Source organism: Endozoicomonas euniceicola, assembly GCF_025562755.1.
In the GTDB taxonomy this organism is placed as follows: Bacteria; Pseudomonadota; Gammaproteobacteria; order Pseudomonadales; family Endozoicomonadaceae; genus Endozoicomonas_A; species Endozoicomonas_A euniceicola.
In genome coordinates this window covers 1,581,303-1,605,208 of sequence record NZ_CP103300.1, presented here as the reverse complement: position 1 = coordinate 1,605,208, position 23,906 = coordinate 1,581,303, and the positions used below count along the sequence as shown (strand labels likewise).

Here is a 23,906-nt window from a genome sequence, read left to right as displayed (position 1 = left end):
TCTGAACGCATAAGCGACGAAAAGATTTTATAAAACGAGAACAGATCATGACTATCAAGATTGTTCATTACATTAACCAGTTCTTCGGACAGAAGGGCGGCGAAGAAGCCGCTAACCATCCGATTGAGCTGGTAGCCGGTCCTGTCGGGCCCGGTACCGCACTGAGTGCTGCCCTGAAGGGCAAGGCGGAGATCGTTAACACCATCATCTGTGGTGACTCCTACTTCAACGAGAACGAAGGGATTGCCTGCATGGGCATCCGCGAAATTCTTGAAGACATCAAGCCCGACCTGCTGGTGGCTGGCCCTGCGTTCAACGCCGGTCGTTACGGTATGGCTTGCGGCAAGGTGGGTGAAGTGGCTGTAGAGATGGGCATTCCGACCATCTCTGGCATGTACCCTGAAAACCCGGGCTACGAGCTGTATCGCAATTTCTCTTACATGGTTGAAACCAGCAACAGTGCCGCCGGTATGCGTAAAGCCATGCCAGCCATGGCTAAGCTGATCACTTCTTTTATTGAGAAAGAAGGCCAGCTGGGCAGCCCTGAAGAAGAAGGTTACATGCCTCGCGGTCTGCGGGTGAACTTCTTTGCTGAAGAGCGTGGTGCGAAGCGTGCGGTGAACATGCTGATCGCCAAGCTGGAAGGCAGCGAGTTCAAGACTGAGTACCCAATGCCTGTGTTTGACCGGGTTGAGCCTCAGCCTGCGGTGACCTCAATGAGCACTGCTACCATTGCCCTGGTGACGTCTGGCGGCGTGGTTCCCAAGACCAACCCTGACCATATTGAGTCTTCCAGTGCGTCCAAGTACGGTGAGTACAGCATTGAAGGTCTGGAGTGCCTGTGTGAAGCCTCACACGAAACCGCCCACGGTGGTTACGACCCGGTGGCCTGTAACCAGAGCCCTGACCGTGTTCTGCCGGTAGACGTGCTGCGTGACATGGAGCGTGAAGGTCGCATCGGCAAACTGCACGACAAGTTCTACAGTACGGTTGGTAATGGTACCTCGGTTGCCAACTCCAAGGCATACGGTGCCGAGATCGCCATGCACCTGCAAAAGGCCGGGGTAACCGCCGCCATCCTCACCTCCACCTGAGGAACCTGTACGCGTTGCGGTGCAACGCTCGTTAAAGAAATCGAAAAGGTTATGCCTGTCGTACACATTGCTACTGTTGTGCCTATCTCCAAGACGGTAGGTGCTAACCGGATTGTTCCTGCGGTAGCGATTCCTCACCCTCTGGGTGATCCAAAGCTGGACGCGGCTGAAGAGAAGCAGCTGAGAAGAACCCTGGTAGAAAAGGCGCTGACTGCCCTGTCTACTGAGGTTGAAGACCAGACGGTCTTCTGATTCATGTAGAAAAATTCTGTCGTTTACCTGTTCAGGCCGGGTGTCAGGATGGGTAAGCGACAGATTTATACTGACTTTTTACTTCAGACGCTGCTTACTTCACATCACTATAAAAAAGTTTCCGGGCTATTTATGAGACCCGTTGACCTGACCGCACTCCATGAATATCGCTAGTTGTCAAATACCCTGATTCACGATTGCAACCTGAAGAATCCAGAAGAAAAAGGACGTAACAGGAAATATGCTTTTATATAGCCTCGACCTTATCGGAACCGCAGCCTTCGCTTTAACCGGGCTGTTGATTGCCTGCCGAAATAAAATGGATTTTTCCCGGGCCTGCGTTCTGGCTTTTGCCACCGCAGTAGGGGGAGGCACATTACGTGACCTGTTGCTTAGTTTTAATTTTAACAGTGTGTTCTGGATAGACGACTCTGCTTATCTGGTGGTGATTCTTCTGTGTGTGTCAGTTGGACAGATGCTGACGAAGCTCAGAAGAGGTTCAGGGATGGCTCTGCAACTGATGGATGCGGTGGGTTTTGCCGCGCTGGTAACTGTTGGGGCTGCTATTGCGTCTCAGGCGACCGGTTCTCCCATCGTTACTGCATTGATGGGCATTGTAAATGCCTCAGGAAGTGTTGCCATAAGGAATCTGCTATCAGGCGCTTCGTTCAGGGCGCTGATTAAAACCTGCTATATTGCGGTGGCCTGCCTGGGGGGGCTGGTTTTCGTTAGTGGTCAGTGGTTGTCCTTACCGGCACACCTTGTGATGGCGTTAACCTTTATTGCCACGCTGACCCTGCGAGTGGTGGCTATGTGTGGGACAAGACAAAGCCTTGCCTGACAAGGAAAACCCACTCAGTGCGAACGGTATGGGTATTAGCGCTTGGTTGCTTGGTTGCACTAAGCAATTTTTTTTATGGCTAACCCCTAATGATTGTCTTTGAATTCACCAGTCTCGATAAGGTAGTAGAATTCATTGTCAAGATATATGCCCTGCATATCTTCAGATTTATTAGCGAAGTTATACAGATTGACGAAATCAGACACCTCATAGCCTTCCAACATTTTCGAGGTTAACTGGTTTGCTTCAGGGTGTTGGTAGAGTGAATCTGGAATATCACCGGCTTTCTGCAAGTAATAGTTGATACCATTAACGCGGATCGTAAAGCTCGAATTAGCATGGTGAACCGGGGCAGTGATAGAAAACCCTCTCGGAGTCATCCACCCGCTGGCAGACTGATGAGAGGTAGTCGGTACTGTCGTTGAAGTTGAAGGCTGGTTATTTTCTGGTTCGCTAAGCTTCCAGTAAGTTTTTTTAACTTTTCCCTGACTTGTATCCGTGATGAATTCGGGAGCCGGAGCTTCTTCAAATTGGGGGTTTTTTGAAAGAATTCTTCTAACCTGGGCAGCTAAACTGATTGCATTCTTAACTCCATTCGCTTTGAGCTGCTCACATATTTCACCAGTTTCCATAATCCTACCAGGAGGATTGTTCAGAAAATTATAAATGTGCCTTTCTTTAGTTTTAGCTCTGTGTTCTATTTCTACAACATGCCAAAGACCAGTACCCTTAGTACCCTTAGTTTTCTTAAAATCATCGTACCTGCTTAGCACAACAGACACCCGGTTTGTTACATCCTTTACATTTTCTGTTAAGTCAGGTCTATTCGTTTGAATCCATTTAGTTATTTCATGATAGGTCATCCCCCTGTTACCATTATCCTCAAAGGCATCTATAATCCCATCTCTGTAAGCAAATCTGCTTTGACGCTTAACAGGCTGATCCGCTGGGTAAGCTTCTGTTTCAGATGATCGCTTTAACCCTGAAGTAGAACTGCCTTCTGTAATCGTCAAAGGCTTGCCAGACAGTGTGGCTTCCGGAGTAACAACAGGTTCTTCCGTTGCAGTATTTCTTACACTCAGAGCAGGGAGTGCTGGTTTGGTAATATCCATTTTCCGGTTAAAACTCCATTCTTTAAACAGTTATCTGAATGGTTTGACTGCTTTTTTCCTCAAAGTTCAGTTATGTCAGCGAAACTGACGGTTTTTGTTACTGAATCTGTACGACTCAAAAACACCCCATAACCCCGGAAATGCCAACTGAGTCTGAATATTTTTTTGATCTGGCTCAATTCTGGCTTAACCTGGTTGTAAATAATCAGGTTTTTGCGGAAAGCCCTTATGTGAAACAAAAGTGATAAGTAGAACAATGCAGTCACTCTTCGGAAGCAGATAGGGTCTGGTGGCCCTCTCGGTCTTCAAAACCGATGTGAGCTGAGAAAGCTCTGGCAGGTTCGATTCCTGCCTCTTCCGCCAAATTTCCTGCTTCGGCCCGTTTTGTGGTCGTTCTCTTTTCTCCGGGTTTAATTCTGTTGGAATCATTATGTCTTCAGAGCAGACTCACGCAATAGATTTGCTGAAAACCGTCGAATATGGGGGCTGTTCAGCCAAACTCTCACCCACTGAACTGGCTGGCATTCTTGATAAACTGAATTTCCCGGGTCATCCCGATCTGCTGGTGGATATCAGCACCCACGATGACGCGGGTGTCTATCGTATCAATGATGAAACCGCCCTGATTTTTACCACCGATTTTTTCCCGCCAGTATGCAGTGATCCCCAGGAGTTTGGGGAAATCGCAGCAGCCAATGCGCTTAGTGATGTTTTTGCCATGGGGGGAAAAGCCCTGATGGTATTGAACCTGATGATGTATTCCACCCAGGAGCTGCCTGTTGACGGGTTTGCCCAGATTCTCAAGGGTGGATATAACAAGGTGGCGGAAGCGGGCGCTCTGGTGGTGGGTGGTCATACCATTGAAGATCACCCGCCCAAGTTTGGACTGGCCGCTATTGGCATCGTTCATCCGGACCAGCTTGTCAGTAACAGCGCTGCCAGACCGGGTGACAAACTGATCCTGACCAAGCCCATTGGTGTCGGTGCGCTGATTTCCGGTCACCGGGAAAAGTTGTGCAGCGATAAGGCCTACCGGCAGGCTGTTGAGCAAATGAAAATCCTGAACAAAGCCGGTGCTGAGATCATGGTGAAATACAACACTCGTTGTGCGACAGATGTCACTGGTTTTGGCCTGCTTGGTCATGCCCGGGAAGTCGCCAGGGGCAGTGATGTTACTTTACGTATTGATACCAGCTGTCTGCCTCTTCTTGATGAAGCGTATGAGCTGTTTGATGAAGGCTGTATTCCCGGCGCGGCATTCCGCAACCTGCAGTACATTGGTGACGACGCCCGGTTCAGATCAGGTCTGGACTATAACCTGAAAATGCTGACCTGCGATGCCCAGACATCCGGCGGCCTGTTAATCTGCGCACCGGCAGAGGCCGCAGACGATATGCTCCATGAGTTGCTGGCAGCGGGGCATAAGCAGGCCAGCATAATAGGAGAGGTATTGCCAGAGAGCGGTGTCTCTTTGGTTATTGACTGATCTGAATCCTGCTCATCAAAAGCCTGTAGCAATGTAAAAAACTACAGGCTTTAGGGAAGTCGCGGTTAAGAAACTTACCCCCCCCCTCCACCACAACCTGATTCACCCGATCCGGAATCCCCGGCGTGGGTGCAGTAAGGTCTATGCCGGAGCGACCGTTGTTTCGGCTGGCAGTAATCATGCACTCAAGTAACTGAAAAAACTGAGCCTTAAGTTCAGGCGATGCCCGGATTTTCTGAAGACCGTGAAGCAGACGAGGAATGTCGTCCCTGAACTCAGGGTTGAAAGTGATGGCAGAGATTTCTAATTACATACATGGTCTATGCTCTACAAGCTCACTTGAAGAAATAGCTGCTTGTGGCGCCATGACTGTACAAAATGAGTGAAAATAAGATTATAAAAATTTGAGAATCCTTGTATTGCTTTAATCAACAAGAGAAACCAAGATGCGAATATATTCCATTTGTCTTTTGTTCATACTTTTTTTTCCCAGAACTCTCTTAGCCGGTAATCTGGAAAATCCACTACTTCCTTCTATGGAAAATCTTCCTCCAAAAATGAACGGGGCTTATTTTTCTGCCAGGCAAATGCCGATGTATCCAAAATTGCTTCATAATGATCATGATGATGTTGACAGGCCGGTCAACGAAAGTAAGCCTGAGAAGCACACTGACGATTTTGATGATGATCTGGATTTTTATTTTGGAACAGATCCTGAAGAGGAAACTGCCTCCCCCCTTCGCAAGAATTCCTCCGAAGATGAGAACGGATATAAGGTAGTTGAATTAGAATGGAATGAAATATTAAAAAAATACGTCGCTGTTCTAACAAACCTCCTACCGGTAATTCTCAAAACATATAATAAAACCCCTGTTAATGACAGCCTTAATTTTGAAACAGATCCTGAGTTTACAGAACCAGACGTAAAATCTATTTACGTCTCCCTGCCCGTAAGATCATCCTCTGAAAATAGTTATCCAGTAAAGCGAACGGGTGAATCCGACGATGAAGAAAGTTCTGATAGTCCATCCAATTCAAAAGAGCCAGACAACGACGATTCTGAGGACATAATACCTTCTAAGCAACCCCGTGTTTCGAGTCATTCAGAATATCATTTAAAAACCGTGCCGATAAAATCGGATGACAACGACCGCCACTTTTTGAGGATAGGGCCCAGCGATTGCCTTAACTCATGCAATCTGACAGAACAGGGAGCAAAAGAGCTGCAGGCTGACAATCCTGAACTATTTGCAACAACAGAAGATGCCAGAGCAGCCTTTCAGGCATTAACAGAGCATGATTTTAAAGAAACTACGCACACCGTGGAATATCAGGCGATAGCAAGATTAATTTCAAAGTACCAAGATAAACCAGTTGCTGAGCTGATGAAAAAGTATCCAGAAAAGTTTCAGACAATGAAAATGAAAGATGCCTGGAGAGCTATTGATAACTACAATAGTACAATTGAAGAAATATGGAGTGGGGGGCAGATGCCGTCAAAAGAACGAGATGAAGTTCTGGAAGAATTTATTTCAGATCAAAAGCAAAACCCTGTTAACCAACAAATTTTATCCAGCACTGCTTATACCCTGGATGTCGTTTTTGCTTATTCTATCGATGATAGTATAGAGTTTTTCACATATGTCGCCCCCACACTCTTTATTCACTTAGATCCCCAAAAAGCAGATAATACTGAACTACTGATTATTTGTAACAGAAATTATGAAGGCATGGAAATGTATAGGTTAACGAAATGGGGAGCTCTTAAACTGCACGAAATAAATCCTGATCTTTTTCCGACAGCTGATTTTGCTTCTTCGGTTTTTTGTGTATTATTTGGGCGAGAATGTCCTAATGTCTATGATGTTGACACTCTTCAATATCAGGCCATTGCAGAACTTGTTGATGAATATATTAGTAAAGGTAGTATAGAAAACATTATCGTAGAAGAGGACTTTTGGCATATAGAACTTTATATTGAGAGAATTCCATACAAAATGTTTAGTAACAACTATTTTGCTTTTGATAAAGATAAAGATAAAGATAGTAAGGCATTTTCTGTATCAAAATCAAGTTGGGAAAAATACAATCAGCACTGCCAGGGGGGCAATTAAAAGCATTCTGGAGGCATCTTATCCGGTGCTTTCCTGTATTTACCCCACTTACCATTAGCTCTTAAAGTTCTAAGGTTTAGCAGGTTCAGCACCTGATCCGTTCGGTAGATAACCAAAACTCATTTGCCTTTTGGAAAATACTATGACTCCAGGGATGGCTCACAAGCTGCTCGCTTAGGGAAGCAGCAGAACATAATATACCGCTGTTGGCTTTTGGCGGTTGGCTGTATGAGCAGCTAATAGCCAAAAGCCAACAGCCAAAAGCCCGGTAAGTTATTGAATGCTGCGCCCCTTAGAATGTGGACGTATTTTTTAATGTACAGGCGAACAAACCAGCTAACCAGTTTGGGAACTTGATAGAAGTCTGAAAAAAAGGTTTATTACCAGGGCGGACTGAGGAATCAATAACTTATTGGACGACCGTAAAGTTAACATTCTTGTCTGATTAGTTAAAAATTGGTCTTCGCATGAGTATAGCCGCTCTAAGGGAAGCAGCAGAACATAATATACCGCTGTTGGCTTTTGGCGGTTGGCTGTATGAGCAGCTAATAGCCAAAAGCCAACAGCCAAAAGCCCGGTAAGTTATTGAATGCTGCGCCCCTAAATATAGACGTCAGCGGTTATATAATAATCCGTGATATAGTAAATCAGTGTTCGGCAACCTCCACTGAAACGGGTTTTATATTGGAAGAGACTATCTGTTGACAACTGTCTTACAACTTCATGCTAGTTGTTCGAAGGTTACTACTGTAAAGTAGAAAATGTGACCTTTTTAGAAGCAATTTATTTGCAATATAGAAGGACATAATACATACAGAAATACTGATGGTGTCGTATTTATGAAGCGTATCAGATGAATGTATGTTTGAGTATGGCAGCAGTATTCAGAGGACTTATAGCATGGCCATTTTTCCCAAAAACAAAATACTGGCACTGGCCGCAGGCTGTCTTATCTCAACGGTGATGATGGCTGCACCAGTGCCTGAAGGCGAACAAAATTCTGGTAAGCAAAAGGCTTCCAGTGAGCAGAACGCCTCTTATGCTTCAGCCAGGCCAGAGGTTGAGGCATTCATCAAGGATCTGGTCAAGAACGAAAAATTCTCCAGACAAGAAGTGGAATCCGTACTGGGTAAGGCTAAGAAGTCTGACCGGGTACTGGAGCTGATTAGTCGTCCGGCTGAAAAAAAGCTGGAATGGAAAGATTACCGTAAGATCTTTATGACCGATCAGCGTGTTAATGAAGGCGTCGATTTCTGGCAGACTCATGCCGAAACCCTGGCAAAGGCTGAGAAAGAGTACGGTGTTCCTGCGTCGATAATTGTTGCGATTATTGGCGTAGAAACCTATTACGGTCGCCTGACTGGCGGCTTTAAAGTGCTGGATGCACTGTCCACGCTGAGCTTTGACTACCCACCGCGCAGTAAATTTTTTACCCAACAGTTGAAAGAGTTCCTGATCCTTGTGCGTGAGCAGAAGCTTGACCCCCATGAACTGACTGGCTCTTATGCCGGTGCCATGGGGATTCCACAGTTTATGCCATCCAGCTACAGGGCTTATGCCGTAGATTTTACCGGTGACGGTCAGTCCAATATCTGGCAGCACGAAGAAGACGCCATTGCCAGTGTCGGCAATTACCTGAAAGAAAATGGCTGGAGAGCGGGTAAACCCATTGCCAGTAAGGCCAGGGTTCAGGGGACTAAATATGAGCAGGCTATTGGTAAAAGCGTAAAACCCGCTAAAACCCTGAAGCAGCTGGAGACTTCCGGCTGGAAGCCTGTCAACGTGTTACCCTCTGCCACCAGGGCGGCTGCCATGTCGTTTGAAGGTGAAAAAGGCACTGAATATTGGCTGGGAATGGAGAATTTCCGGGTCATCACCACGTATAATCGCAGCAAGCTTTATGCGATGGCGGTTCACCAGTTGGCAAAAGAAGTCAGTACTGGCTATAAAACTGCGGTACAAAATAAAAAAACACAAGCCACTGTGGCGAATAAGTCCTGAAGAGAAAATTAATGCGGTTTATGCATTCCACCACTACCTTTAGCGCAGCTTCTCTTAGCTCAAGTTTTAGCGCAACAAGCTTTAGACAGGCCGGTATCGCTGGCCTGATGACTCTATTACTGACGGGTTGTGCCGGGGTCGCCCAGAAAGATGGAGCGCCTGCTAACCCCAGGGATGTCAGCAATATTCCCGATGCGATTCCGGAGGTACATCAGGGAGCCATTAAAAACACCCCATACACCCATAATGGCATTGTGTATGAACCTATGGTCTCAGCCAATGAATACTCGGAAGAGGGTATTGCCTCCTGGTATGGCACCAAGTTTCATGGCAAGCAGACGGCAAATGGAGAAGTCTACGACCTGTATGGCATGACGGCTGCCCATAAGACTCTGCCTTTGCCGTCCTACGTTAAAGTGACGAACAAGGCGAATAACCGTTCAGCGGTTTTGCGGGTGAATGACCGGGGACCTTTTGTTGGAGACCGGATTATCGACCTTTCTTATGCGGCGGCACAAAAGCTGGGCTTTGCCGATGAAGGCATTACCGAGGTTCTGGTTGAAGGTATTGATGTTGGGGCTTTTGCTGCGGCTGGCATTGAAGGCGAGCACCAGGAAGTGTTTTTGCAGATGGCGGCCTTTAGCAATTACCATTATGCCCAGATAATGCGGCGGAAGCTGTCAGCTTCCACCGACGCTCCGGTCAAGGTTGTTAAAAATGACAGTGACGATAACCCCCTTTACAGGGTAAGGATTGGCCCGGTACAGACCCCGGACCATATGGAATATCTGCTGGATGTGCTTGAAGCCGGACAGTTTGATCCACCGTATCTGGTTTACGAAACTGTTGCACAATAACCTATTACTTTTAACTGGCAGGCGTGATTATAATATCCCGCTATTTAATTTTTCAGAGCTGTTTCTTAATGAGTAAAAGAAAACACCCTGTCCGGCGTCTGGCCGGGCTGGTCACGATGATGTTTTGTCTGGGGACGGGTATTGCCCAGGCTCAGGCTTCCGCATTTATTCCTGCAGCCCCGAAACTGGCCTCCGAAAGCTATATCCTGATGGATGCCGACAGTGGTGAAATCCTGGCTGCCGAGAAAATCGACGAGCCAATGCACCCGGCCAGTCTGACCAAAATGATGACTGCCTATATTGGTGAAGCTGAAGTGGCTGAAGGCAATATTGGTCGCCAGGATAAGGTTCTGGTGAGTGAAAAAGCCTGGCGCATGGGTGGCTCAACCATGTTTATCGAAGTGGGTGACCGGGTTCCGGTGGAAGAGTTGCTGAAAGGTATCATCATTGTGTCCGGTAACGATGCCAGCGTGGCACTGGCTGAACACATCGCTGGCAGCGAAGAGGGTTTTGCCCAGATGATGAACGGCACGGCTCGCAAGCTTGGAATGGTGAACACTCATTATGTGAACTCTTCCGGCTGGCCAGCGGAGGATCATTACTCAACAGCCCGTGACCTGGCGATTCTGTCCAGGCACATTATTCAGGATTACCCGGAAGATTATGCTCTGTATGCCCAGAAGTATTATCAGTACGGTGTGAACAAGCGTACTGGTGAACCTCTGCGTCGTCAGGCGAACCGTAACCGTCTGCTGTGGACCAACCCGAGTGTGGACGGTCTGAAAACCGGCCACATTGAGGCAACCGGCTATCATCTGGCAGCCACTGCACATCGCGACGGTCGTCGTATGATCACCGTTATCATGGGGGCTGACAGCGAGAAGCAGCGAGCAGAAGAAGCCCAGAAACTGCTGACTTATGGTTTCCGCTTCTTCGAAAACGTCGATATCAAGCGTGGCGGTCAGCCGCTGGAGTCTGTGCGTATCTGGAAAGGTGCTGACGATGCAGTGAACGTCATGGTCGAGAAAGACCTGGTTGTGACTGTACCTCGTGGCACAGGCAAAGAACTGACCGCAGTGATGAAACTGGACTCTGCTATCGAAGCCCCGATTACCCGTGGTCAGCAACTGGGTAGCCTGAAGGTGATGCGCGGCGAAGAAGTCGTGAAAGAAGTGCCGCTGCTGGCACAGCGTTCGGTCGAGCGTGGCAGTATCTTCAAGGTCATCTGGGATAGCGTCGTAATGTTTTTTAGCAGCCTGTTTTAAGCAGCGCTGCCGGCTGTAATGAAGCCCTTTCTCTCTAGGGGCTTCATCATTTGTTTAGAGTTTTGTGAAAAGTAATGGCTGAACAGCAACCCCAACCCCCTAAAATTGAATTCCCCTGTGACTATGAAATCCGCATTATGGGCAATGCCGCTCCGGATTTTAAAGATGTCTGTGTTGAAATTATTAAAAAGCACGTGGCGGACTTTGATGGTAACTGTCGTGTTAAACCAAGCCGTGCCGGTAACTTTGAGTCTGTGATGGTGAAAATTGTTGCCACCGGCGAAGACCAGTTGCGAGCTATATTTGCAGATCTGAAAGCAACCGGTCGGGTAAAAATGGTGCTTTAATGTTAGTGGCTGAGGGGGAAGCTGACATTATGGATGCTCAGGCGTTGCCACTGACTGTCAGAATGCTTGGCAGGCAGGCTTATCAGCCTGTCTGGCAGGCTATGAAAACATTTACTGAAACCCGGAACGAAACCACCATTGATGAGCTCTGGTTTGTAGAGCATGATCCGGTGTTTACTCAGGGGCAGGCCGGTAAAGCAGAACATGTTCTGAATCCCGGCACTATTCCAGTGGTTCAGGTTGACCGGGGCGGACAGGTCACTTATCACGGACCGGGGCAACTGGTCGTCTATCTTCTATTGGACGTTAAACGTTCACAGAAAGGCCCAAGAGCCATTGTTTCAGGGATAGAACAGGCGATTATCAACGTTCTTCAGGCCTATGGGGTTGAAGCCTGCGCCCGGCCAGAAGCTCCGGGGGTGTATATTCAGGGGGCTAAAATAGCGGCTCTGGGGCTTCGATTCCGTAAACAGCGGTCTTACCATGGGTTAAGCTTTAACCTTGATATGGATCTTGAGCCTTTCAGCCGGATAAATCCCTGTGGCTACGAAGGGTTGGAAGTGACTCAGCTGGCTGATTACGTTGAGCACCTAGACAAACAGGACGTCACCGGCAAGCTATTGCTCAGCCTTATGGAAGCGCTGGGGTACAGCCGTATAGAAAAAACAGATCAGCGACTGCCCTGAGTTTGAACGAATAAAATTAATCTGGAGTGGGAAATGTCAGGTCATACATCATCAACAGACAGCGGGCTGATTCCTACAGTACAGGTTGAGCCTGCAGTCAAAGTAGAAAGCGGTACCAAGTTTGTTAACGATCATGGTATCACTGCCATCAAAAACGGTATTAAAGCCAGTCATCACGATCCGGCACCGGTGATGCGTAAACCGGAATGGTTACGTATCAAGGCGCAATACGGCACTGAATTTAAAAAAGTAAAAAGCACTGTTCACAAGCACAAGCTCAGCACCGTGTGTGAAGAAGCCATGTGTCCGAACATTAATGAGTGCTGGAGTTCCGGTACGGCGACCATCATGCTGATGGGGGATGTCTGCACCCGGGCCTGCAAGTTTTGTGCAGTGAATACCGGCAACCCTAAAGGCTGGCTCGATAAAGATGAGCCGGAACATACCGCCAACAGCGTTAAGCTGATGAACCTGAAATACCTGGTACTGACCTCGGTTAACCGGGATGACCTGGAAGACGGGGGCGCAGGCCATTATGCGGAAGTGGTGCGCAGGGTCAAAGCTGAAAATCCGGCCACCGATGTCGAAGTGCTGACACCGGATTTTATGGGGGTGATGGCTGACGTTGAGAAAGTGCTGGATAGCGGTATCTCAGTGTTTGCCCAGAACGTCGAAACGGTTAAACGCCTTACCCACCCGGTTCGTGATCCAAGAGCCAGCTACGAACAGACGCTTGCGGTGCTTGAGCACGCCAAGCGCTACCGTCCTGATATTCTTACCAAAACCAGCCTGATGCTGGGGCTGGGCGAGACCGATGAGGAAATTGGCGCGACCATGGATGATCTGCGGGCAATTGGCGTGGATATTATTACCTTCGGCCAGTATTTACAGCCCACCAAAAATCATTTGCCCATTGAGCGTTATGTCACACCGGAACAGTTTGAACAGTACCGTCAGTGGGGGCTGGAAAAAGGCTTTCTGGAGGTGGTTTCGGGTGCGCTGGTACGCTCAAGCTATCGTGCTGAACAGGTGTTGCAGAAGAACAACGTTGGATTATGACGGGTTACTATAGATCGAGTGGTCGCCAATTGTCTTCGTTATCTAGTGGTTGTGAGGATACTTTGTGTAGAGTTACAGCAGAGAAATTTAATTCGGCAAGACGAAGATCACTCATGGCTTGATCTTCGTCTGTAATAGTACCTGGAAGGTAGGCTCGAAACTCCGGCATAATTGCCCCACTACTCGAAGTAATAAGAGAACGTGGGGAACTCAGTAAAGAAACTAATTGCATGTGTCTTTGCGAAGATTCTCCGTTCATCATATTCAGAAAGCTTTCTAGTTCAGGCTGCTGAGGGTTTTCCTGACTGTGGTGTAAGTGGAACCTAATGCGCCATTCACTCGGTGATTCGCTGTTTGAGTGAGGCTGGCCAGTGGCTAACTGGACAGCGTTGTCTGATAATGACGCTTCCTGGCTGCTGTTTTCGCCGTCCCTGAACAAGGATGAACAGCTTGGTAGCCATTGTGGCCATTGTGGCCATTGTGGCCATCGGGAATACTGTGTTCGTCCATAGATTTGTTGTTTACCTAAACGGTGGAGAATATTTGGCAACAGCTGATAAGAATTATTATCTACTTCGATTGTCTCTGTTATGCCGGACGGTAATGTTTTTACGGGAGTAAGTACGTAGTCCTCTTCTTCTCCGGAGTTGGTTGAGAATCTACCTCTTATTGATAGTGGCTCCGGTGTTGATAAATAACTTTCCAGGAAAATGGATCCAGACAAAGGATTTTGTGTCCGGGTAGCCACATGACCAGATTTGCCCATTCCAAATGAGAAATCCTCTCTATCCTGCAGGATATTTTGTGAGCGCACATAAAAGACAGAGGTATTACCTGCAATGGTTATCTGCATCTTGTAAAAATACTCATCTGCGAACAGGCTACCACTGCAAAATGCTAATAAAATAAAAAGGCTTAATTGTTTTGGGAGAATTCCTGAGCTCATGAGACGATTATCCTCCCGATTTTTAGGTTAGATTTTAGAATGCCCGAGAAAAGATAGTATCAATTGTAGAATTGTAAATTTTTTAGGGCGTTTTAAACAAAATAGGTATTGTCCTGATTGCAGAAGAACAACGTTGGGTTATAACGGATTATTTCATATCGGTTACTTCCAATTTTTTTGACTTGTCTTCTGCGTTCGATGGTTGTGAAGGCACTCTGCGTAGAGCAACTAAGAAGTCGAAATCTGATAAGCCAAGAGCATGGCGGGCTTGATCCTCACTTGCAATGCTATCCGGAAGGTAGGCTCGAAAAATCATCTTACGATCCCCATCAGTAAATAAAGAATTTGGTGGATTTGATCCCGTTAAAGAGACTAACTGCATGGGGTTTACCGATGGTAGTGTGTTGTTAATAACTTCCAGAAGGCTTTCTAAGTCTGACGGCCACTGCGAGCCAGATAATCGGAATTCTACTTCCCATTCATTTAATAGTTGCTGGCTTGAGGGAGGCTGTCCAGTGGTTATCTGACGGGTGTCACTTGATGACGCTCCCTGGCTGGTGCCTTTGTTGCAGGCCCAACATACAACTAAAGACTCCTGCGCTCGTCCATAGGTTTGCCTGTGCAAACGGTACAGGATAGTCGCCAGCAGGTGATACATATCGTTATCGCTGACTTCTATAGTCTCTGCCACATTGGGTGGTAATGTTTGCAGAGGTTGAAGCATGTAGTTCCCTTCTTCCTCAGTGCCAATTGGAAATGCTCCACTTATTCTTCGCGATATCTGTTCAGGAACCTGTTTGGACTGACTCATCTTCATCTGATGCACCCATTCAATTATTGCGGGTGCGAAGCTGGAGGCAGGATCAACTGAAAAGTGATACATGGGTTCAGGTAAATTTACTTCAAGAAGGTGATTCGCCAGATGCTTCAGGGGATTTTTCGACCTCACATAAAAGACAGATGTATTACCTGCAACGGTTATTTGCATCTTGTAAAAATAATCCTTTGCCAACAGGGTGCCACTGCAACATTCTAATAAAATGAAAAGGCATAAATGTATTGGGAGAATTTTTGAGCTCATGAGGTGTTTTCCCGCCCATTTTTTGAGTCGGATTTTAGAATGCCCGAGAAAAGATAGTATCAATTGTAGAATTGTAAATTTTTTAGAGCGTTTTACGCTGGATGATCAGGCTACAAACATTCTGTTACAGTAGTTCCAAAAAAAATCCGGTACCATTTACAGCCATCAGGGTAGATGCATATCTTTGCCTGTCCATTTTGTTCATGCTGTTTTAAAGCTTATGGAAGGCTGGTTCGGCTTGAGCCGTTGTGAGTAAGAGTGTTTTTCATCTGCCTCTATGTGATGATGAAAAAACTTCTGTGATTAAATTGTGAGCCATGTTTCTAAATCCATACTTTACCGAACTCGATAACAATAAGTTTTCTTTCAGCCGACAGCAGTCCAGCGATTTTGCCAAAACTGTGGCAAACGACTTCAACCCGATACACGATGTCGATGCCAGAAAGTTCTGCGTGCCAGGCGACCTGCTGTTTGCCAAAATCCTGACCAGTCAGGGGCTGTATGAGACGATGGATGTCAGCTTCCATGGAATGGTTGCTGGTGAAACCGAATTGTCGGTTGCTACTGGCAGCGATAAGCAGCTGGTCATTGTAGACGACAATGATAAAGAGTATTTAAGCGTTCGTCATGGTGATGAGTGCTCCCGGGATCAGGCTTTGATCGAGCAGCTGATCCGCAGTTATGTCGCATTTTCCGGCGAGAACTTTCCCCATGTACTGGTGCCATTGATGAAAGACAACAATGTCATGATTAATGCCGCCCGCCCGCTGGTCATGTACGAAAGCATGTCGGTGCAACTGGATCGCCTGGACCTGACCAACCTGACTCTGGAGTCTACAGACAGTCATCTGGAAGTGTCTGGCAAGCGAGGTAAGGTGACTCTGGTCTTCGCGTTTAAAGACAGTGGTGAGTTGGTGGGCAAAGGCAAAAAGACCATGCTGCTTTCTGGATTGCGCGAATATGAACAGACTTCTGTTGACCAGCTGATTACGACTTACTCAGAACGTAAACAGCAGTTTGCGGCCTGATGGCCCGGCTGACAGGTAATTGATAAGGCTGCTTCAGCCACCCAGCAGTTCGTCATGGGCTTTGTTGATTAGTTTTTCCGTCTGGCTCTGTGAAACCGGGATAATGCCGGCTCTCAACCCAAAAGGCTTAAACACGTCATTCAGTACCTGCTGGGATGGGCTGCCTTTGCCCCTTTCAATATCAGAGACAGTTTTACGGCTAACCCCCACCAGTTCTGCAAAACGATCCTGGTTCAAGCCCAGAAGCTGCTTTCTTAATTGCTGCAATAACTGACCATCGGTAATGTCCCCTTTTAATACCTGAACCATGAGTTCGAGTATCATGGCTTCTCTGCTCCCGGGGGCTGAGCCAGGCTTTGACACGGAAGTGTTACCTGCCGTCTTTTGTAGTTGCTGCTGTGACTTTTGTGCTCGCAGTCTGGCAAGGCGATCTCTGGCATTACTGGTCATTTTCGTATTCATATCAGATCCCACTTCTTTAATTTGTCATTGAGAAATCCGAACCCTATGGCTGGCAGGTTGACAATGGATTCAGGCACTCCCTGATCTGCTAGTCTGGGTTTCAGGTCAACCAGTTGTGTTGCCAGCCTGGACAGTTCCTCGATCACTGAATCGGCAGTCACTGTGAAACCAGACTGTTTTAATAACTCTTCAGTTTGTGACTGCTCCCCACCCTATCGGGTGAGGCTTCTGATTTCTTAGGCAGCAACCGACAGTCTGCCGGATTTACGCAAGCCTCCATCAGCAGAAACGGACAGTCCTTCCGCCTTTAATTTCAATATGCCTTGCTTCTTGATATTGCGAGCTGCATTAATATCCCGGTCATGGATAGCACCACAGCTACACTCCCATGATCGGATTCTCAATGGCATTTTTTCCTGTTTCAAATCGCAGACTGAGCAAGTTTTAGAGGATGCAAACCACTGGTCTATCTTCACCAGATGTTTACCTTCCTGCTTTGCCTTGTATTCGAGTTTGGTTATCAGTGAGTGCCAGCCAGCATCAGCAATAGAACGAGCAAGACGCTTGTTCTTGAGCATGTTTTTAACTTTCAGTGTCTCCACAATCACCGCTTGGTTTTCGTCGATGAGTTGTTTTGATAGCTTATGCTGAAAATCATTACGGGCAAAGGCTACATGCTCATGCGCCTTTGCCACCAATAAACGGGCTTTGTGCCTACCTTTTGAGCCTTTCTTGCAGCGAGATAGAGCCTGTTGTTTTCTTTTCAGGTTACGTTGTGCTTTTTTCAGAAAGCGAGGATTGCCAGTCTTATGGCCGGTACTGGTGATAGCCAGATCAGTAATCCCCATATCAACACCGACAACCTGATTAGCTTCAAGATTATCAATCTGTTTTGGTTGTTCCTGGGTATCATCAGCCAATATGGAGGCAAAATACTTGCCGGTTAGCGTTCTGCTCAGGGTGATAGACTTCACCTTACCCACTATTTCACGATGCACTTTAGCCCTTATGGGCTTGCACTTGGGGATTTTTATCCCGTTATCGCCCACAGAGACAGACGTACAATGGTAGCTACTTTGCTTGCCATGCTTTTTCTTGAAGCGAGGAAATCTTGCCTGCAATTTGGGATTGAAAAAGTTTTGAAAGGCCGTATCCAGATTGATAGTGGCCTGTTGCAGTGCAATAGAGTCAGCGTTTTTCAGCCATGAGTACTTTCGGCTTTTCTTGGCTTTTGCCAGCAAGGGCTTCAGGTGTTTTTTGGGAGAAAGGCTCTGCCCACGAACCTTGTAATAATGAACCTTAATAGCCAGGGCCTTGTTCCATACGAACCGCACAGCATCAAACTGACGGTCGAGAAATTCCGCCTGCTCTGATGTTGGATAGATTCGTACTTTGGTGGCTCTCAGCATGGAACGTTATTTCAGTACTCATCAATATAAACTTTATATTACAGGTATTTGAAAGAGGTTTTCAAGTGAGCGCACACAATAAAGATTTGCTTAAAGGGTATCTTCGCAAACGACATAGCGTTACCAAGCTGGTTGTTCATTTGGTGTTCACGACAAAGTACAGGCGAAAGCTTTTTGATGGCTATATGATCAAGCAGTTACGGGAGTCGTTCGAGAGTGCATGTGAAAAACTGGAATGCCAGTTACTTGAAATGGATGGGTGAAAGTCTCATATTGACTGGTACTATCATTCTGCCTTCTGTGAAGGAAACGGGATGACATTATCTACCCCTGTTTTTGTAACCTTGCAGCAATAAGTCACTGCCAGCAGCTTCCAACCATTGTCGAACAGCTTGCTCTGGATTAATGACCTAAGAGTCAGAATCCCCTGACCTCCCGGAAGTCGCCAACGCATGCCCGAGCACTTCATACGCTGCGTAACCAAGGTTTTGCAAGCAGCCTCAATGACTCCCGAACCTATCGGCAGACTCTGCAACAAGTGTTCAGCGTATTGCATGCGAGCGCGATTGTTCCTGAAATATTCCAGCTCTGTTTTCAGCTTTGATCGTCGAGGATGTCGCTTGTGCTGGTAGGCCAGTGCCTTGATCACTTTCTCAACCCCTTCAGGCTCTTCCTTTAGAATGTGGCGATAGGTGGTGAATTTTTCTTTGGATTTAGCGCTGTTTTCCCCATAGGACAGATCAAATGCCTTCTTCAGGTGTTCTGCAGCATGGTAAAAGTCTACGATCTCATGGCCTTCCGGGAGTTCATTGGCAAGGAAAGTCCAGTTGTCTTTCGCTCCGTCTGCCACTTTGACCAGAGTCAGGTCAGGCTTTTGCCGAAGGGCTTCATCCAGGAGTTCAGAGAGTGAGTTCTTCAAAGTTACTTTTTTACTTTCGGGCATACGCCCGATTCTGACCGTTGACAGGCGTTCACCCTGGGCATCGTAAAACGACAATGTACCACAACTGGCCTCCCGGCAACCGGCAGGACCACGGGTTCGCTTACCGTCGATTTTATTTTGTTCGCGTTTTTCCTTACGCTTGCCGTCTTTCATCGGCAGCATGACACCGTCGAGAGATGCTGCCGCAGTCACCGCCTTTTCTGGAACTTTAATGCTTTCCCAGAGAATGCCCTCAAAGGCTTCCCTGTTTGGCTCCCATTGATCGTTAAACTTTTTGGGGAGTCGAGCCAGAGAGCTTTCCGAAGGCGACATATTGCCCATCAGATCGAGCAGATTCTTTACGTCGCCCGGTGGCATTTGAGCGACCATCCAGACAGCTTGCTTTGCCGCCCTTGGTGTCCAGTATCCCTCGACAATACCCGCCCGGAGTTCCAGAGGGACGATGCAGCGATCCTGACCGTTGCGGTAGAGCGTTCGTGGAACGTTGATGGAACCGGCAACGGTCTGATAGGTTTCTGAACTTCGCAATACTCGATGGTAACAGGTGCCGTTCACTTCAATGACCGGGGTGTCAACATCAAGTCCGGATAAGTCTTCTTCCAGAACACCTCGCTCTGCCTGAGCAAAAAGCTTGTGAACTTCACCTTCATAGTCTTCAAAGTGTTGAATGGGGTCGCACTGTTGGCGTAAAGCTGCCAACTGCTGATCGAGCTGCTGAATTGCATGACAGGAAGAATTGGCGACTTCATTCAAAGGCTGACATACTTCCATCGGGGCGGTCTCTCACTAATATGCTGTTGTGTTTCAGTAAACATCATAGCGGTGTTTGACCGTCCCCCTGCAGGCTTGGGGAAAATTTGTTGCTGCTGCATACCCCCTTGGGCTGCTGGCCCCGAAAGAAGAGTCAATATGAGACTTTCACCCAAATGGATGGCGAAAAAGATCACGTACACCTGTTGGTGGCCTACCCACCAAAACTGGCTATCAGTGTCATGGTAAATAATCTCAAATCAACATCATCAAGACGGTTGCGAATGCTGAATACCCACCTTACTGCTCAGAGCAAAGCAGGCTTAATGTGGTCAAGGTCTTACTTTGCTTGCAGTGCTGGCGGTGCAACTATCGAGACTCTGAAGGACTACGTTAATAGCCAGAGTACACCAGATTGATGGCGGAAGGCTCTGCGCCTTCCCGTCTTATATCCCCGCCGACTTCCAGTTTGCCGGCTGCCCCCCAGGTGGTTGTGCGTATCACACCTTCCGGGTCGGCTTTCATTGGAGCAAAATCATAAACAGGTGATAGCTCTATCGGTTGTCCCGGACGCTTCAGAAAAGCGCTATTCCGACCATGATTGTCACTGTTGCCAAACACTACATTCAGAAAATCTCGCCTGATCCACTCGTTCACAAAAGTCTGCGGATCAAATTGGCTGCGCTCCCGCTGGCATAATGTCATCAATGACCGCAAACCAGGGTTGCTGAGTGTGTGACTCATACAACTGAACCGGATATCGAAGTGAGAAAGCTGTCTCATGCTGGCCTTTATCAAAGTACTCAAAGGCGTAGTCAAACAGGTATTCCAGTTCACAGACACCTGACCGGCCTTTTTCAGGTTCAGGAAAAGCGAGGGTTGCAGAATCTTTCCACGCATGATCTACAAAAGTCTGGATGGTAAGTTGTCTGGCTGTCATCCCTTCCTTCCCAAATGAACTTTGGTATATTATGAGTAATATAGTACTCATAATGAAGATTGCCTAACTTTTTTGTACAAAATATTACTCATAATTAAAGAAATTTATAATTATGGATAATATTTTACTCATTTTTATGGGTTATGGTAATGAAACTCTTGGGAAAGCATCTTCTGGTTGTCTTTATCACACTTCTCGACAAACAACAGGTCTATACTACTTGGCTTTGTTCATCAGAAATTGACTGAAATAATAAAAATAAGACCATTTTGAAGGCACGCTGCCTGATTAAACTCTGGCAGTTCACATGTGTATTAAAAACAGGTGTCTGATTAGAGGGAGGATTATGAAGCTTTTGTTTTCAGGCGTATTGTTCTGGCTGCTGATAGCCTTTTCCCATTTGGTTCTGGCTAATGCATGTGACGAAATTATTATAACAATTGATGGGTCACCAGTATTACTAATTAAGCCTGTCAGTCAGGGAATCATAGTGCGTCGTGCCCAGCCAGGCGATCTCGACAGTGAGCAACAGGCTTCAGGTTCCTGTGTGGCAACTATCAGCAATGAGCTGAGCAGGAATCCTGAAACAGAGCTGACCATTAATGGATTGGGTGGTTTTTCGATGACAAGTCTCTACAACTTCATTGAGGCAATGGGGGACCGGACGGTCTGTATAACCGGGGAGAGCCGTCTGATTCAATATCGTGTTGCTGATTCACGAGACCGGACAGGGTGTTACCGGAATGCTTGGACAGAAGTTGGCAGAACGGACATCGGCGATTGGTATCAGCTTTTTTCTGATTCAGAGTCATTTGTGAGAGGTGCGGATACTTTGGTTGAAAGCCCGGAACAGTTTTTTCAGAACGTACATTCGCTTGTCAGTTCTGGTAACTCCGGAGAATTTTCTGTCAACCCTTTGAGTCTGTTTTTCAATAGAGAGTGGCTTCAGCAATTTACCCAATTCCTTCAAGGGGGCAGCCTGTCGAATGGATATTATCACCTTGACCTGAGAGCCCTCTATTTTCGCACTGACTGGACTGTCTATCTCACAGAACCTGGTATTGCTTACAGAGTGATGCAACTGGGACGAGCTTTGTATTTAAATATTGTTAATACCAGCGCTCAAACCTTGCGGGTAGTCAATCCGGGTGATGGCAATGCTCAACCGCTCGCTTCAAACGCAGTGCAGGAAACGCCTATTTGAACAGGTAACAGAGGCTTTAGTGGAAAATCCATACTCTTTACGGCTTTTTGATATACTGCTGTATCCTCATGGAGGAGTGCACGCGTGCAGAATAATTAACTGCGGCGAGAAGAACAACAGGATGACACCCAAGAAGTCACAGAGCCGGAAGGACTTTAACCATGCCCGCATACCGTTCAAGAACCTCGACCCATGGTCGCAACATGGCCGGAGCCCGATCCCTGTGGCGTGCGACGGGTATGAAAGATGATGATTTCAACAAGCCGATTATTGCGGTGGCGAACTCCTTCACCCAGTTTGTGCCCGGGCATGTGCACCTGAAAGACATGGGCCAGCTGGTGGCGAGGGAAATTGAAAAACACGGTGGGGTTGCCAAAGAGTTCAATACCATCGCCATTGATGACGGTATCGCCATGGGACACGACGGGATGCTGTACTCTCTGCCCAGTCGTGACCTGATTGCCGACTCCGTGGAATATATGGTCAATGCCCATACGGCGGATGCGCTTGTCTGTATTTCTAACTGCGACAAAATTACTCCGGGAATGCTCAATGCCGCACTACGGTTGAATATTCCGGTGATCTTTGTTTCCGGTGGCCCTATGGAGGCCGGTAAAACCAAACTGGCGAACCATGGTCTGGATCTTGTCGATGCCATGGTGATTGCGGCGTCGGATGCCAGCGACGAAAAAGTCGCTGAATATGAACGCTCTGCCTGCCCTACCTGTGGTTCCTGCTCAGGTATGTTTACCGCCAATTCCATGAACTGTCTGACAGAGGCCCTGGGCCTGTCACTGCCGGGCAATGGTTCAATGCTGGCGACTCATGCGGATCGTCGCCAGCTGTTTGAGGAAGCCGGGCGTCGTATTGTTGATATCACCAAACGCTATTACGAACAGGATGACGACAGTGTTCTGCCACGCAGCGTTGCCTGTTATCAGGCATTTGAGAATGCCATGAGTCTGGATATTGCCATGGGAGGCTCTACCAACACGATTTTGCATCTGCTGGCGGCTGCTCAGGAAGGGCAGATAGAATTCACGATGAAAGACATCGATAAGCTGTCTCGCAAGGTACCTCAACTGTGTAAAGTAGCGCCCAATACGCCGAAGTATCACATGGAAGACGTGCATCGTGCGGGCGGTGTTATGGGGATTCTTGGTGAGCTGGATCGAGCTGGTTTGTTGAACAATGAGCTGTCGACGGTTCATAGTGTGTCTCTGGCTGAAGCTCTGAATAAGTGGGATATCAAACGCACTTCTGATGAATCCGTTAAGTCCTTTTATCGCGCCGGTCCTGCTGGTATTCGCACGACAGAAGCCTTTAGTCAGGCAACCCGCTGGGACACGTTGGATGATGATCGTGAAAATGGCTGTATTCGCAGTCTGGACAATGCTTTCAGTCTGGAAGGTGGTCTTGCCGTTCTGACCGGAAATATTGCTGAGGATGGCTGCGTGGTGAAAACGTCGGGTGTAGACGACAGTATTCTTGTGTTTGAAGGTCCTGCCCACATCTGTGAAAGTCAGGAGAATGCGGTTAACGACATTCTGGAAGGACGGGTTCAGTCAGGCGATGTGGTTATTGTTCGCTACGAAGGGCCTAAAGGTGGACCGGGCATGCAGGAAATGTTGTATCCGACCAGCTACCTGAAATCCAGAGGGCTTGGCAAAGAGTGTGCTTTGTTGACGGATGGGCGTTTCTCCGGTGGCACTTCCGGTTTATCCATCGGTCATGCTTCTCCCGAGGCAGCAGCCGGTGGAGCCATTGGGCTGGTGGAACAGGGCGATACGATTCGTATTGATATTCCCAATCGCAGTATTGATGTACTGGTGTCTGATGAAGTGCTGGCGCAGCGTCGTCAGGAGATGGAGGCTAAAGGCCGGGCAGGTTGGAAGCCTCTGTTGGATCGTCCCCGCAAGGTCTCCGCTGCCCTTAAAGCTTATGCAGCCATGGTGACCAGTGCGGACAAAGGTGCTGTCAGGGATATTTCAGCGTTGGACTGAGGCTTTGCAGGAACTGAAAAAACCGC

The 23,906-nt window shown here is 47.5% G+C and carries 22 protein-coding genes, 1 tRNA gene and 2 pseudogenes; 16 read left to right on the top strand and 9 right to left on the bottom strand.

The window, feature by feature from the left end:
• The first annotated feature begins 47 nt into the window (after positions 1 to 47).
• Together grdB and NX720_RS06230 are read left to right on the top strand one after the other, a co-directional pair.
• Positions 48 to 1,346 (top strand): glycine reductase complex selenoprotein B, encoded by a 1,299-nt coding sequence (gene grdB / locus NX720_RS06235; protein ID WP_262600121.1) that lies wholly within the window; start codon positions 48 to 50, stop codon positions 1,344 to 1,346.
• A 241-nt stretch (positions 1,347 to 1,587) separates the two neighbouring features.
• Positions 1,588 to 2,187: a trimeric intracellular cation channel family protein gene (locus NX720_RS06230; protein ID WP_262600120.1), complete on the top strand. Its 600-nt coding sequence runs from the start codon at positions 1,588 to 1,590 to the stop codon at positions 2,185 to 2,187.
• A gap of 86 nt (positions 2,188 to 2,273) precedes the next feature.
• Here the strand turns inward: NX720_RS06230 and NX720_RS06225 are convergent, their stop codons facing one another.
• Positions 2,274 to 3,299: a hypothetical protein gene (locus tag NX720_RS06225; RefSeq protein WP_262600119.1), complete on the bottom strand. Its 1,026-nt coding sequence runs from the start codon at positions 3,297 to 3,299 to the stop codon at positions 2,274 to 2,276.
• Positions 3,300 to 3,570: 271 nt separating this feature from the next.
• Here NX720_RS06225 and NX720_RS06220 point away from each other — a divergent pair.
• The 9 genes from NX720_RS06220 (at position 3,571) to lipA (ending at position 13,114) form a co-directional block, all read left to right on the top strand.
• Positions 3,571 to 3,662 (top strand) — tRNA-Sec (locus tag NX720_RS06220).
• Between the two features lie 67 nt (positions 3,663 to 3,729).
• Positions 3,730 to 4,785, top strand: coding sequence for a selenide, water dikinase SelD (gene selD / locus NX720_RS06215; RefSeq protein ID WP_262600117.1), 1,056 nt, complete (start codon positions 3,730 to 3,732; stop codon positions 4,783 to 4,785).
• Between the two features lie 536 nt (positions 4,786 to 5,321).
• Positions 5,322 to 6,899, top strand: coding sequence for a hypothetical protein (locus tag NX720_RS06210; protein WP_262600116.1), 1,578 nt, complete (start codon positions 5,322 to 5,324; stop codon positions 6,897 to 6,899).
• Positions 6,900 to 7,799: 900 nt separating this feature from the next.
• A complete protein-coding gene (gene mltB, locus NX720_RS06205) occupies positions 7,800 to 8,900 on the top strand; it encodes a lytic murein transglycosylase B (RefSeq protein WP_262600115.1) in 1,101 nt (366 codons plus the stop codon).
• Positions 8,901 to 9,007: 107 nt separating this feature from the next.
• Positions 9,008 to 9,757, top strand: coding sequence for a septal ring lytic transglycosylase RlpA family protein (locus NX720_RS06200; RefSeq protein ID WP_318654095.1), 750 nt, complete (start codon positions 9,008 to 9,010; stop codon positions 9,755 to 9,757).
• 68 nt (positions 9,758 to 9,825) lie between these two features.
• On the top strand, positions 9,826 to 11,022 hold the full coding sequence (locus tag NX720_RS06195) for a D-alanyl-D-alanine carboxypeptidase family protein (protein ID WP_262600114.1): 1,197 nt from the start codon (positions 9,826 to 9,828) through the stop codon (positions 11,020 to 11,022).
• A 74-nt stretch (positions 11,023 to 11,096) separates the two neighbouring features.
• Positions 11,097 to 11,369, top strand: a complete 273-nt coding sequence (locus tag NX720_RS06190; RefSeq protein ID WP_262600113.1) for an HP0495 family protein — start codon at positions 11,097 to 11,099, stop codon at positions 11,367 to 11,369.
• Positions 11,369 to 12,055 carry a lipoyl(octanoyl) transferase LipB gene (gene lipB, locus NX720_RS06185; protein ID WP_262600112.1) on the top strand — a complete coding sequence of 229 codons (687 nt, stop codon included), beginning with the start codon at positions 11,369 to 11,371 and terminating at the stop codon, positions 12,053 to 12,055. Before NX720_RS06190 ends, lipB begins: the two co-directional genes overlap by 1 nt.
• A gap of 33 nt (positions 12,056 to 12,088) precedes the next feature.
• Positions 12,089 to 13,114 (top strand): lipoyl synthase, encoded by a 1,026-nt coding sequence (lipA, locus tag NX720_RS06180; protein WP_262600110.1) that lies wholly within the window; start codon positions 12,089 to 12,091, stop codon positions 13,112 to 13,114.
• Between the two features lie 7 nt (positions 13,115 to 13,121).
• Here the strand turns inward: lipA and NX720_RS06175 are convergent, their stop codons facing one another.
• The gene (locus NX720_RS06175) at positions 13,122 to 14,060 is read right to left on the bottom strand and encodes a hypothetical protein (RefSeq protein ID WP_262600109.1); all 939 of its coding nucleotides are present in this window, start codon (positions 14,058 to 14,060) and stop codon (positions 13,122 to 13,124) included.
• Between the two features lie 148 nt (positions 14,061 to 14,208).
• A complete protein-coding gene (locus NX720_RS06170) occupies positions 14,209 to 15,141 on the bottom strand; it encodes a hypothetical protein (RefSeq protein WP_262600107.1) in 933 nt (310 codons plus the stop codon).
• A gap of 317 nt (positions 15,142 to 15,458) precedes the next feature.
• Here NX720_RS06170 and NX720_RS06165 point away from each other — a divergent pair, with 317 nt between their 5' ends.
• Positions 15,459 to 16,169, top strand: a complete 711-nt coding sequence (locus NX720_RS06165) for a DUF3581 domain-containing protein (protein WP_262600105.1) — start codon at positions 15,459 to 15,461, stop codon at positions 16,167 to 16,169.
• Positions 16,170 to 16,202: 33 nt separating this feature from the next.
• On the opposite strand, the gene NX720_RS06160 is transcribed toward NX720_RS06165, so the two are convergent.
• From NX720_RS06160 to NX720_RS06150, 3 genes are all read right to left on the bottom strand, one after another.
• The gene (locus NX720_RS06160; protein WP_262600103.1) at positions 16,203 to 16,631 is read right to left on the bottom strand and encodes a helix-turn-helix transcriptional regulator; all 429 of its coding nucleotides are present in this window, start codon (positions 16,629 to 16,631) and stop codon (positions 16,203 to 16,205) included.
• On the bottom strand, positions 16,628 to 16,792 hold the full coding sequence (locus NX720_RS06155; RefSeq protein WP_262600101.1) for a hypothetical protein: 165 nt from the start codon (positions 16,790 to 16,792) through the stop codon (positions 16,628 to 16,630). The genes NX720_RS06160 and NX720_RS06155 overlap by 4 nt, the downstream gene beginning before the upstream one ends.
• Before the next feature lie 75 nt (positions 16,793 to 16,867).
• Entirely contained in the window at positions 16,868 to 18,040 is a 1,173-nt protein-coding gene (locus NX720_RS06150; protein WP_262600099.1) for an RNA-guided endonuclease InsQ/TnpB family protein, read from the bottom strand.
• A 65-nt stretch (positions 18,041 to 18,105) separates the two neighbouring features.
• Between NX720_RS06150 and NX720_RS06145 the strand changes: the two are divergent.
• Positions 18,106 to 18,300 (top strand): annotated as a pseudogene (locus NX720_RS06145) (transposase); the annotation flags it as partial.
• A 26-nt stretch (positions 18,301 to 18,326) separates the two neighbouring features.
• Here the strand turns inward: NX720_RS06145 and NX720_RS06140 are convergent.
• Positions 18,327 to 19,754 (bottom strand): hypothetical protein, encoded by a 1,428-nt coding sequence (locus tag NX720_RS06140; protein WP_262600098.1) that lies wholly within the window; start codon positions 19,752 to 19,754, stop codon positions 18,327 to 18,329.
• A 152-nt stretch (positions 19,755 to 19,906) separates the two neighbouring features.
• Here NX720_RS06140 and tnpA point away from each other — a divergent pair.
• Positions 19,907 to 20,152 (top strand): annotated as a pseudogene (gene tnpA / locus NX720_RS06135) (IS200/IS605 family transposase); the annotation flags it as partial.
• On the opposite strand, the gene NX720_RS06130 reads toward tnpA, so the two are convergent.
• Together NX720_RS06130 and NX720_RS06125 are read right to left on the bottom strand one after the other, a co-directional pair.
• Positions 20,127 to 20,438, bottom strand: a complete 312-nt coding sequence (locus tag NX720_RS06130; protein WP_262601537.1) for a HipA domain-containing protein — start codon at positions 20,436 to 20,438, stop codon at positions 20,127 to 20,129. The pseudogene tnpA and the gene NX720_RS06130 sit on opposite strands and share 26 nt — an antisense overlap.
• Positions 20,404 to 20,673 carry a hypothetical protein gene (locus NX720_RS06125; RefSeq protein WP_262600096.1) on the bottom strand — a complete coding sequence of 90 codons (270 nt, stop codon included), beginning with the start codon at positions 20,671 to 20,673 and terminating at the stop codon, positions 20,404 to 20,406. Before NX720_RS06125 ends, NX720_RS06130 begins: the two co-directional genes overlap by 35 nt.
• Positions 20,674 to 21,019: 346 nt before the next feature.
• Between NX720_RS06125 and NX720_RS06120 the strand changes: the two genes are divergently transcribed.
• Both NX720_RS06120 and ilvD read left to right on the top strand, forming a co-directional pair.
• A complete protein-coding gene (locus NX720_RS06120) occupies positions 21,020 to 21,877 on the top strand; it encodes a hypothetical protein (RefSeq protein WP_262600095.1) in 858 nt (285 codons plus the stop codon).
• A 161-nt stretch (positions 21,878 to 22,038) separates the two neighbouring features.
• The gene (ilvD, locus tag NX720_RS06115) at positions 22,039 to 23,880 is read left to right on the top strand and encodes a dihydroxy-acid dehydratase (protein WP_262600094.1); all 1,842 of its coding nucleotides are present in this window, start codon (positions 22,039 to 22,041) and stop codon (positions 23,878 to 23,880) included.
• Positions 23,881 to 23,906 lie beyond the last annotated feature (26 nt).

Excerpts from the sequence above, each read along its gene's own strand:
- lipB (WP_262600112.1), top strand. The coding sequence starts at position 11,369 with ATGTTAGTGGCTGAGGGGGAAGCTGACATTATGGATGCTCAGGCGTTG.
- NX720_RS06165 (WP_262600105.1), top strand. The coding sequence starts at position 15,459 with ATGTTTCTAAATCCATACTTTACCGAACTCGATAACAATAAGTTTTCT.
- lipA (WP_262600110.1), top strand. The coding sequence starts at position 12,089 with ATGTCAGGTCATACATCATCAACAGACAGCGGGCTGATTCCTACAGTA.
- NX720_RS06140 (WP_262600098.1), bottom strand. The coding sequence starts at position 19,754 with ATGGAAGTATGTCAGCCTTTGAATGAAGTCGCCAATTCTTCCTGTCAT.
- NX720_RS06190 (WP_262600113.1), top strand. The coding sequence starts at position 11,097 with ATGGCTGAACAGCAACCCCAACCCCCTAAAATTGAATTCCCCTGTGAC.
- mltB (WP_262600115.1), top strand. The coding sequence starts at position 7,800 with ATGGCCATTTTTCCCAAAAACAAAATACTGGCACTGGCCGCAGGCTGT.
- NX720_RS06230 (WP_262600120.1), top strand. The coding sequence starts at position 1,588 with ATGCTTTTATATAGCCTCGACCTTATCGGAACCGCAGCCTTCGCTTTA.
- NX720_RS06195 (WP_262600114.1), top strand. The coding sequence starts at position 9,826 with ATGAGTAAAAGAAAACACCCTGTCCGGCGTCTGGCCGGGCTGGTCACG.
- NX720_RS06160 (WP_262600103.1), bottom strand. The coding sequence starts at position 16,631 with ATGAATACGAAAATGACCAGTAATGCCAGAGATCGCCTTGCCAGACTG.
- NX720_RS06210 (WP_262600116.1), top strand. The coding sequence starts at position 5,322 with ATGGAAAATCTTCCTCCAAAAATGAACGGGGCTTATTTTTCTGCCAGG.
- NX720_RS06175 (WP_262600109.1), bottom strand. The coding sequence starts at position 14,060 with ATGAGCTCAGGAATTCTCCCAAAACAATTAAGCCTTTTTATTTTATTA.
- NX720_RS06125 (WP_262600096.1), bottom strand. The coding sequence starts at position 20,673 with ATGACAGCCAGACAACTTACCATCCAGACTTTTGTAGATCATGCGTGG.
- selD (WP_262600117.1), top strand. The coding sequence starts at position 3,730 with ATGTCTTCAGAGCAGACTCACGCAATAGATTTGCTGAAAACCGTCGAA.
- NX720_RS06170 (WP_262600107.1), bottom strand. The coding sequence starts at position 15,141 with ATGAGCTCAAAAATTCTCCCAATACATTTATGCCTTTTCATTTTATTA.
- NX720_RS06130 (WP_262601537.1), bottom strand. The coding sequence starts at position 20,438 with ATGACATTATGCCAGCGGGAGCGCAGCCAATTTGATCCGCAGACTTTT.
- ilvD (WP_262600094.1), top strand. The coding sequence starts at position 22,039 with ATGCCCGCATACCGTTCAAGAACCTCGACCCATGGTCGCAACATGGCC.
- NX720_RS06120 (WP_262600095.1), top strand. The coding sequence starts at position 21,020 with ATGAAGCTTTTGTTTTCAGGCGTATTGTTCTGGCTGCTGATAGCCTTT.
- NX720_RS06200 (WP_318654095.1), top strand. The coding sequence starts at position 9,008 with ATGACTCTATTACTGACGGGTTGTGCCGGGGTCGCCCAGAAAGATGGA.
- NX720_RS06150 (WP_262600099.1), bottom strand. The coding sequence starts at position 18,040 with ATGCTGAGAGCCACCAAAGTACGAATCTATCCAACATCAGAGCAGGCG.
- NX720_RS06225 (WP_262600119.1), bottom strand. The coding sequence starts at position 3,299 with ATGGATATTACCAAACCAGCACTCCCTGCTCTGAGTGTAAGAAATACT.